At 50.3% G+C, this 10610-nt stretch carries 5 protein-coding genes; 4 read left to right on the forward strand and 1 reads right to left on the reverse strand.

From position 1 onward, the window contains the following. The first annotated feature begins 84 nt into the window (after positions 1-84). Entirely contained in the window at positions 85-6525 is a 6441-nt protein-coding gene (locus tag FVR03_RS07495; RefSeq protein ID WP_187270081.1) for an alpha-2-macroglobulin family protein, read from the forward strand. A gap of 472 nt (positions 6526-6997) precedes the next feature. Here the strand turns inward: FVR03_RS07495 and rfaD are convergent, their stop codons facing one another. Continuing rightward, positions 6998-7963: an ADP-glyceromanno-heptose 6-epimerase gene (gene rfaD / locus FVR03_RS07500; RefSeq protein WP_147921121.1), complete on the reverse strand. Its 966-nt coding sequence runs from the start codon at positions 7961-7963 to the stop codon at positions 6998-7000. 103 nt (positions 7964-8066) lie between these two features. On the opposite strand from rfaD, the gene FVR03_RS07505 reads away from it, so the two are divergent. From FVR03_RS07505 to FVR03_RS07515, 3 genes are read left to right on the forward strand one after another with little or no spacing between them, the layout of a single operon-like run. Then, complete coding sequence (locus tag FVR03_RS07505) at positions 8067-8963, forward strand: ABC transporter substrate-binding protein (protein WP_187270082.1); 897 nt, start codon at positions 8067-8069, stop codon at positions 8961-8963. After that, positions 8960-9967 (forward strand): FecCD family ABC transporter permease, encoded by a 1008-nt coding sequence (locus tag FVR03_RS07510; protein ID WP_147921122.1) that lies wholly within the window; start codon positions 8960-8962, stop codon positions 9965-9967. The genes FVR03_RS07505 and FVR03_RS07510 overlap by 4 nt, the downstream gene beginning before the upstream one ends. Beyond that, a complete protein-coding gene (locus FVR03_RS07515) occupies positions 9968-10384 on the forward strand; it encodes a 6-pyruvoyl trahydropterin synthase family protein (protein WP_147921123.1) in 417 nt (138 codons plus the stop codon). The last annotated feature ends 226 nt before the right edge of the window (positions 10385-10610 follow it).

Genomic DNA, 10610 nt, shown 5'->3' on the forward strand with positions numbered 1-10610 from the left:
TACTCTAAAAGCGATAAAGTGAACATTCGCCAGTACACATATTGAATTTCCTCTATCTTTAACGTTAAAATATATATCTAGCTGATGCATCTACTCCGGCAGTTCCACCTGAAGCACATCTTCCTGCTGATACTCTTAACCTTGGTACATATGGCTGCAGCTCAACAAAAAAGTAACTTCGACCGCCTTACATTCAAAATAGATTCGTTGGCGAACGAGGGCTTGCCAAAATCGGCGCTGGCAGAAGTGGAGAAGCTGGATCAGCTGGCCCGCAGGCAAAAAAACGTGCCGCAGCAGGTGCGGGCCACCATTTACCGCATCACGTTTATGTCGTACCTGGAGGAGGAGGCACTGGAGAAGATCGTGGCCCAGCTGAAGACAGATGTGGCTGCTGCTGCTTTTCCGGTGAAGCCGGTGCTGCAGTCGCTGCTAGCCGATATGTACTGGCGTTATTACCAGCAGAACCGCTACCGCATCAGCGAGCGCAGCAAACTGGAAACGCCCGATGCCAACTTTACGAACTGGGACCTGCATACGCTGGTGCAGGAAGTAGCCAGGCAGCACCACCTGGCGCTGCAGGAGCAAAAGCAGCTGCAAAACACGAAGGTAGATGTGCTGGAGGGAGTGCTGGAAGGCGATTCCTCAACCCGCTACCTGCGGCCTACCCTCTACGACCTGCTGCTGCACCGCGCCTTAGACTTTTTCCTGACAGACGAGGCTTCCCTTTTAAAACCGAAAGAACCGTTTACGCTTAACAACCCCGCCCTTTTCAGCGACAGCCGCACTTTCGCCAACCTCGCTATCCAGACCTCCGACACGGCTTCTATTCTGTACCAGGGCCTGCAGCTGCTCCAACAGGGCACGCAGTTCCACTTACAGCAGAACAATCAGGAGGCGCTGGCCGACCTGGACCTGCAGCGGCTTGACCTGCTTTTCCGGAAGGCAGTGCTGCCCAACAAGGATGTTCTCTATGTGGAGAGTCTGCAGCAACTGGCCCAAACCTTTGCCGCCAAACCCATCAGTGCCGATGCGCTGGTGCAACTGGGCAAATACTACCAGCAACGCGATAGTCTAATGGTGGCTATCGGCTACTTCAGAAAAGCTCAAAGCGCTTTCCCTGAAAGCCTGGGTGGCCGGAATGCTGCCAACTCTATAAAGGAGATTACACAGAAAACCTTGTCGGCTGAGTTTGAACATGCTGTAGCGCCTGGTAAAGCAGTGTTGGCTTCTGTTAGTTACCGAAACATAACACATGCAGATGCCACACTTTATAAACTAACAGAAGCGCAACTGGCGCAGCTGCAGAAGCTGCTAACGAACCAGGTAACCCAATTTCGCATCGGCCACACCGGCGCTCCGGGCAAAGAGTTGCTGGCCTTTCTGACGCAGCAGGTGCCAGCCCAAAACCTCCGCTTCAGCCTCAGTGGCACCGACGATTACCGGCAGCACCGCACCGAGTTCATGCTCAACCCGCTGGCTACAGGCCACTATGCCCTGCTGCTACAGGAGCCGCAGACAACAGACACGTCGCTGTTCCAGCTCGGTACCTTCCAGGTAACGCAGCTGGCTTACGTGCAGCGCCTGAACCCCGATGGACAGGTGGAGCTGCGGGTGCTGCACCGCGATACAGGCGAGCCACTGGCTGGTGTAGAGATAAGAGCCGACTACCTGAGCTGGCGCAACGCTAACTCCCAAGAGCCCGAGTATGTAAACCTGGCAACGCTGACCACTGATAAACATGGAAAGGTCGTCTTCAGCAAAAAGGAGCAAATTTATAATTTCAGGATCCGGTTAAAGTCCGGAACAGATATCTATACCGATGCTGACCAGAGCTTGTGGGGCAACACTTTACGCCAGGAAAAAGAGGAGGAAGGAGAGGAGAAAACTGTTCTGTTTACCGATAGGCAAATCTACCGCCCTGGTCAAACCATCTACTTTAAGGGGCTGCAACTGAAAACGCTGAACGGCAAAAGCAGCCTGGTTACAGGAGCAGAGATAGAGGTGGAACTATCGGACAGCAATGACAAAACCATAGGCGAGCTGGAGCTGACAACAAACGAGTTCGGTACCTTCAGCGGCTCCTTTGTTCTTCCGCAAACTGTTCTGCCGGGAGCCTTCACTCTTGAAACAGACGATGGAGAGCTGACGGTGCAGGTAGAGGAGTACAAACGGCCTTCGTTCGAAATCACCTTCCAGGCTTACAAAGAAAATCCAAGGCTCAACGATTCTGTAACGGTTAAAGGCGAGGTAATGGCATATTCGGGTTACGGCTTATCGCAGGCGCAGGTAAACTACACCATTACCCGCCGCCAGTTTAATCCCTGGCTATACCGCGATTTCGGATATAGGTCGTTTCCGAGGCAACAACCTGTCATCATACAAACGGGCACACTCACCACCAACACCAGCGGCTCTTTCGAGATAATGTTTAAAGCCTCTGCCGATGATGTGGAGCAGAAAGAGGGGCAGGTATTTGTGTACGAGCTTCAGGCCTATGCCACCGATGCGACTGGTGAAACCCGCCAAGCCACCACCGAGATAAAGGCAGGTAACAAACCTGTTTTGTTGGTGGCCGATTTACCGCAGCAGCTCTTTACAAATGGGCCATTAAAAGGCACCGTCGGCCTCACCAACCTGAACGAACAGCTGCAACCCGGAACGGTGCAGGTAAGTTTGTATAAACTGCAGCAGCCGGAGCAGGTTCATAAAAACCGCCTTTGGTCTGCCCCGGATCAGCCGCTGTTAACGGAGCAGGAGTACAGCCGCCATTTCCCGAGCTACCCGTACCCGGGGGCAGATGAATGGCACAAATGGCCAAGGCAGGAGAAAATACACGAGCAGACTATTAGCACAAACCCTGACAAACTTACAGAATTGACCTTGGAACTGCCAAAGAACCAGCAGCCGGGTATGTACCTGGTACGGTTGCAGGGAAGCAATTCGCAGGGCGACACTGTTTCCTCAAATCACTTTTTCACCTTCGTGAAAGAGAAAAAGAACAAGCCTGTTAAAATTAGTGGTTGGGTAACACCGCTGAAAATTGCTGGTATGGCTGGCGAAAAGGCCGAGTTCCTGGTGGGAAGCGGCACCCCCGGCCGTATTTTGATGGAGGTGTACGAAGGTCCTGAAAAAGTACAGTCGGAGTGGCTGAAGACGAAGGAGCACCAGGTGAAGCAGGAGATCCCGATAAAGTATGTGAAAGGCGGGGCGCAGCGCGTGCAGTTCCTGCTGGTGCAGGACAACAGGAGCTACCATGCCAGCCATGAATTGTTTGTACAGGCCAGCGAAGAGCAGCTGCAGGTAAAGTTCACCACCCTCCGGAACATATTGCAGCCCGGCGACAAGGAGCAATGGAAGCTGCAGATCAGCAGCGCCAACAACAAAAGAGCCATGGCTGAAATGGTGGCTACCTTGTATGATGCCTCGCTCAACATGTTTATGCCCGACCAGAACTGGCTGGATAGCTTTGAAAAAGACTCCGATTACCGACCCGAGTATTTCAACTGGAGCAGTAACAACTTTGTGAATAGCCGCCACACGCAACCTCTGCAGTACCGTTACACCTCCTTTGGCCTCAGCCAACGGCAGTACGAGCACCTGAACCTGTTTGGCTACAACTACTATGGCGGCTACAACTCCGGCTACCGGCAGTACTTACGGCAGGTGGAGGAGCGGCAAAAAGCAGTAGCACACGATAAGCAACTGGAGGAAGAATATAAAAAGAATGCCACTTTAATAAAAAATGGCTACGAAGTGAGCGGCAGAGTGGTGAGCCAGCAGGATGGAGCCGCTTTGCCAGGTGCAGCTATTCAACTCAAAGGAACCCAGATCAGCACCACCAGCAATTCCCGTGGCTATTTTAAATTTAAAGTGCCGGCAGGAGGAGTGCTGCGATTTTCATTCGTTGGCTTTGAGGTGCAGGAAATATCCGTTGTAAAAGCTGGTACTGTAGAAGTGAAACTGGTGCCTGACCAAAATAGCCTGCAGGAAGTGGTGGCGGGGTATGGAATTCAGGAAAAGCAAAGTTTGACTTCATCAGCTACTACGATTCAGGTGCGGGGAACCGCCTCCATATATGGTTCTCATGTAGCAGATGAGGCTATGGTAGAAGCTTTAGCAGGGCAAATAGCAGGCGTAGCAGCCACTCCTCCTCCTGCTGAAGAAAGTGGTGCATCAGCTTCTCCGGCACCTGCCATACGGCGCAACTTCCAGGAAACAGCTTTCTTTTTTCCGCATTTAAGAACAGATAAGAAAGGCGAAATTCTGCTGGAGTTCACGGTGCCCGATGCCTTAACGCGTTGGAAATTCAAAGGGCTGGCGCACACACAGGACCTGAAGCTGGGCTACCTGGAGCAGGAAGTGGTCACGCAGAAGCAGCTGATGGTAAATGCCCACATGCCACGCTTTTTCCGCGAAGGCGACAGCATTACCGTAACCGCCCGCCTCACCAACCTCACAAAACTGGAGCAGCAGGGTACGGTGCAGTTACAGTTATTTAATGCTCTGAACATGCAGCCTATATCGCTTTTGGTAAAATCAGAAGAAGCACAGCAGGGTTTTACGTTAGCTCCCGAAACAAACCAAGCCGTTACCTTTACCATAGCCATTCCAGCTGGCCTGGAAGCGATCACATACCGCATAATGGCCGAAACCAGCCGCTTCAGCGATGGCGAGGAAAATACGCTGCCAGTACTGCCCAACGCAATGCTCGTTACCGAATCGATGCCGCTGCTGGTGCGGCCAGGGGAGCAAAAAACTTTTTCGTTTGATAAACTAATGAACACCAACAGCAGCACGTTGCAGCACAAGTCGCTTACGCTGGAGTACACGCCCAACCCGGCCTGGTACGCGGTGCAGGCGCTGCCTTACCTCATGGAGTTCCCCTACGATTGTGCCGAACAGGTGTTTAGCCGCTACTTTGCCAACAGCCTTGCCTCGCATATTGTGCAGCAGCAGCCGGTTGTTCAAAAAGTATTTGCGCAGTGGCAGCAGGAAGGAAGCGAGGCGCTACTCTCGAACCTGGAGAAGAACCCGGAACTGAAGGCGGTGCTGCTGGAGGAAACACCCTGGCTCCGCAATGCTACCAGCGAAAAGGAGCAGAAGCAACGAATTGCCTTACTCTTCGACCTGAACAAGATGCAGCGTGAGCTGCAGGTAAACCTGGAAAAACTGGCGAGCATGCAATTGCAGGATGGCAGTTTTCCGTGGTTACAAGGTATTTATCCGGATCGTTTTATCACCCAGCATATTCTGGCCGGTATCGGGCAGCTGCAGCAGTTACAGATGCTGCCAAAAAATAATGAAACAGTGACCACTATCACCACCAAAACCTTGGGGTACGTGGAGCAGCAATTGCTGGAAGATGAGCGAAGGAAGCAGAAACTGAAGACACCGAAACCAAAAGTGCAACTGAACCCGGTGCAGATCCATGCTTGGTACGCCCGCAGTTACTTTGCCAGCCTACCACCATCGGCCAAGATGCAGCCACTCTGGAAGGAGTACCAGCAACTGGCAGCTACGGAGTGGAAGTTCCGTAACATTTATGAGCAAGGTCTCATTGGCCTGACCATGCAGCGTTTCGGGCAACCGCAGGTGGCGCAACAAATCATTAAATCGCTGCTCGAAACCGTTACCCGCTCCGAGGAAATGGGCATGTACTGGCATCAGAACAAAGTCGGCTACTTCTGGCACCAGGCACCCATCGAAACGCAGGTGCTGCTGATGGAGCTGTTTACAGAGGCAGGTGTAGAGACAACAGTGGTGGAGGAAATGAAGGTGTGGCTGCTGCAGCACAAGCGTACGAACAACTGGCGTACCACCAAAGCCACTGCTGCTGCTTGCTACGCCCTGCTGCTGCAAGGAAATAACTGGCTGGCTCCAACGGCTGTCCCGGAAATCAGCTTAGCCATTCAGCCTTTAGCCAGGCTCAAACCTGGTTTAACAGAAGAGGCAGGCACAGGATATGTAAAAGTTAGTTGGGCGGCAGAAGAAGTAAAACCAGCCATGGGAAAAGTAGACGTAAAGGGCAACAGCACCATGAGTTGGGGAGCCCTGCACTGGCAGTACCTGGAGCAGCTCGATAAAATCACATCCTCCGACACGAACCTCAAACTCAGGCGACAATATTTCATAGAGAAGAGTACAGATGCCGGAAAAGTATTAACAGCCGTAGACGCGACGCATATGCCAAAAGTAGGCGATGTGCTGAAAGTGGTGGTATACCTGGCTGCTGACCGGGAGTTCGAATACGTGCACCTGAAAGACATGAGGCCTGCAGGTACAGAGCCGCTGGATGTGCTCTCAGAGTATAGGCAGCAGGACGGTTTGTATTACTACCAAACGACCAAAGACGTTGCTACCAACTTTTTCCTGAGCCGCCTGCCAAAAGGCAATTTCGTGTTTGAATACCGGCTGCGGGTGGCGCACGCCGGAGAGTTCTCAACAGGCATCAGCAGTGTGCAGAGCATGTATGCTCCAGAGTTTAATGCCCATTCGGAGGGGCAGAGGCTGCGGTATATGAAGTAATAAAGACACAAGACACAGTGTAATAAGACGCATGACTTTTAATTCGGACTGACAATACCGCAAGTTTAGGCGCAGCCGTAACTTGTGGTTGTACATGATGTCAGTTTTTACCTGTACTAGGTATCGTTTCCTTCTCTAGGTGTTGTTTGTAACTACACCTACATATCAGGCTATTGCTGTTCTCGGTTTAGTAGAATAAATGCAGTACGTTTAATATGTTAGGTGTAGTTATAAACTACACCTAGTAAAGATGGCTATGCGAACTTTGACTACTATACAAGTAGCTATTGCTGATGGCTCTCGCCCACAAGATCTTTTCAAGATGACATGCGGGAGGTGGTGCAGGAGAGACAGAACATGCTCTGCTACCGCATAACTTGCATTAAAATAATGTATAATCGGCCAAGCAAAAGCGCCAGCCTGCATAATGGTAGCAGACTGGCGCTTTTTATATGAATACAGAAATTCTTCCTTACATATACTTATTATCCACTAGGTACCCCTGCACATAATCCCGCACGCCTTCCTCCAGTGTGTAGAAAGGTTTATCGTAACCGATAGAACGCAGCTTTTTCATGTTGGCTTCGGTGAAGTATTGGTAGGTGTCGCGGATGGTCTCGGGTGTGTCCATAAAGTTGATGTCGGGAGTAACACCCAAGGCATTGAAGGTGCTGAGGGCAAGGGCCATAAAGGTTCGGGCTTTGCCGGAACCAAGGTTATAGAGGCCGGAGTTCTTGCGGTGGTGCATCAGAAAGTAACATACATCTACCACATCCTTCACATACACAAAGTCGCGCATCTGTTCGCCATCGGCATAGTCGGGGTTGTGGGAGCGGAAGAGGGTAAGGCTGCCCTTCTCCTTTATCTGGTTAAAGGCATGGAAAATAACCGATGCCATACGGCCTTTGTGGTACTCGTTGGGGCCATACACGTTAAAGAACTTCAGACCTGCCCAGAAAAAAGGCTTTGCCGTTTGCTCCAGCGCCCACTTGTCGAAATCGTTTTTAGACTCGCCATAGGGGTTGAGCGGCTGCAGCAGCGAAGTAATATTTTCATCGTCGTCGTAGCCCAGGGTGCCGGAGCCGTAGGTGGCGGCAGAGGAGGCATAGACCAGCGGAATCTGGTACTCGCAGCAGGCGTTCCACACTTTTTTGGAGTAGTTCAGGTTCAGAAGGTCAAAAATAGCCTTACTCACCTCCATGGTATCGGTGCGGGCTCCCAGGTGAAAAATAAATTCCACGCCTTCGTAATTAGCATCGAGCCAATCGAAAAAGCCTTCGCGGTCTACAAACTCTATTATCTTTTTCCCTTTCAGGTTATTCTCTTTTTTTACGGCAGAAAAATTATCTACCACCACAATATCATTAAAATTAGCGGCATTGAGCCTGCTTACGAGGCAGCTCCCGATAAAGCCAGCGGCACCAGTTACAACAATCATAGTTCAGTTTTAAAGGCTGTGATGTAAATTGCGATAAATTTACAAAATTAAACGGAGCTGCCGCCCGAACAGGTGTACAGCCGAACACGATATTCTTGAATCTTTGCAAAAATCAGCTAAACAATCCGGTTTTTTGTTGTGTTTCCTGCTGCTGCAGCTTCTGGTTTCTTGTGGTAGAGAACAAACTTCTACCCAGCAGAAGGAAGAGATACTACTGCAGGATGGCTTAGGTCGCGAGTTACACTTACCAAAGCAACCCAAACGCGTTTTGGCCCTGGCTGCCTCCATGACAGAAATGCTGTTTGCTGTTTGCGATACTGCTACCATTGTAGCACGCACTCCAAACTGCGATTTCCCAGAGGGTGTTTATAAAAAGCCGGTAGTAAACAATTATCCCGTAGATTATGAACAAGTGCTGTTGTTGAGGCCCGACCTTGTTTTTACAGTAGAAGGCATAACGCCACTTGAAACGGCAGAGCGGTTAAAAGAGCTGGGAGTGCTGGTGTATTACCTGAAATTCAGAACGGTAGAAGACATATTTAAAGGACTGGAAACGATTGGTGAAATTGTAGGGCGGGAGCAGCAGGCAAAACAGCTAGCCGATTCGCTGCGGCGGGAGGTCGCGCAGATTGAGGTGCGCCATAAAGAGCAGGCAACAACCCCACGCGTACTGGCTATTGCGGGCTACGACCCAATTTATGTGTATGGCCACAGCACCGTTATAACCGATAAACTCCGCATTTTGGGAGCAGCCAATGCCGTAGAAGAATCTTTTGGAGCGCAGTCGAGAGAGTATATTCTGAAAGCGAACCCGGATGTACTATTGGGTGGCAAGCCGGAAGAGATGGAGAAAGGCTTTTTTAGTATATACCCTGAACTTCGTAAAATTAATGCCTACCAACAGAAACGGATGTATGGTCCAACGCAGGACCTAATGGGAAGAGCCTCGCCACGGGTAGTGGAATCGATTCGTGAACTGGAAGGCTTTCTTTATCCATGAGTAAAACCGGATATGTGGTACTCGCCTTGTTGCTCATGCTGCTCGTGTTGCTACTTGGGTTGCTGGTAGGTTCTTTTGAAACAGATATAAGCCTGCTGGCAGATACCTTTCTGCGGTACGACCCAGATAACCTCACCCATTTTTCGATTCTACATTTGCGCCTGCCACGACTTGTGCTGGCTTTGGTAGTAGGAGCTTCGCTGGCATTTTGTGGTTACCTGATGCAGGCCATGGTAAACAACGGGTTGGCAGACCCTTATCTGTTGGGAACAGCCTCAGGAGCCTCTTTGGGAGCTGTAATTGTTTTCTCGGGCTTTGTACCCATTACAATACTTGGTTTCTATATGCCTTCTCTCTTTGCTTTGCTCGGCGCGTTGGGTAGTACGCTGCTGGTTATTCTGCTGGGCTATCGCAAAGGGCAGCTGATACCCACACAGCTCATTCTGGCAGGGGTGGCACTTAGCTCGCTGGCCATGGCTTTTGTTTCGTTGCTCACCTTCTTGTCAGATTCTGAGAGCAAGCTGAAATCAGTGGTTTTCTGGTCGATGGGAAGTTTTGAACGGGCAGGCTGGACTACACTGATGTACCCTTCGCTTGCGCTTCTGCTGGGTTTGCTGCTGTTTGCCTTTCTGCAGAAACAGCTGAATATTTTGCTGCTCGGGGCAGACAGGGCACAGGCGCTTGGTGTGCAGGTGGCGCAAACACGCTGGCTCATCCTGGTTACAGTTTCTATAATTACCGGTTTTGCGGTGGCGACTTCAGGTTCAATCGGGTTTGTGGGGCTTATTGTGCCGCACGTAACGCGGGCGCTGATGGGTGCATCGGGTAAGGCAAACCTGTGGTTCTGCGCTTTTGTAGGCGGATTTTTTATGCTGCTCTGCGATTTGCTGTCCCGGTTGCTGTATCCGCCGGTCGGTCTTCCGATTGGAATTATTACTTCGTTCTTTGGTGTTCCTTTCTTTGTATATTTGTTGTCAAGAAAAAATTACAAGTTTAGCAGTTAGATGATTTACGTAAGCAGATTAGAGCATTTTAACGCAGCCCACAAGCTGCACAACCCGAACTGGTCGTTGGCGAAGAATAAGGAGGTGTTCGGGCCGTGTGCCAATGCCAACTGGCACGGACATAATTATGAGCTGATCGTGACCGTAAAAGGCGAACCTGACCCCGATACTGGTTTTGTGATAGACCTGAAAAAACTGAGTACCCTCATCCGGAAGCATATTATAGACAAGGTCGACCATAAAAACCTGAACCTTGATGTGGCCTTTATGGAAGACAAACTGGCCAGCACCGAAAACCTGATTATGGAATTCTGGAAGATTCTGGCCCCGCGCATCTCCGAAATATCAGAAGCCAAATTGCACAGCCTCAAACTATACGAAACACCTCGCAACTACGTAGAGTACTTCGGCGACTAGTGCTCCTTCTAATTAGAAATTAGAAATTCAAAATTAGAAATCAGGATTGTTTGTTTTTATTGCAGGTCAGCAACAATAGTTCAAGAAACAAGATTCTCGGTTTTGAATGAAAGAATTGTACTTGCCAGTCATTCTTGATTTTTAATTTCTAATTTTTAAGTTGGTGCAGCTTAAATTCTGCTGCTTTTCAGTTGTGCCCGAACAGCCTGCTTTTAACCCGAAACAA

Origin of the sequence: Pontibacter qinzhouensis (assembly GCF_008017455.1) — a bacterium.
In the GTDB taxonomy this organism is placed as follows: domain Bacteria; phylum Bacteroidota; class Bacteroidia; order Cytophagales; family Hymenobacteraceae; genus Pontibacter; species Pontibacter qinzhouensis.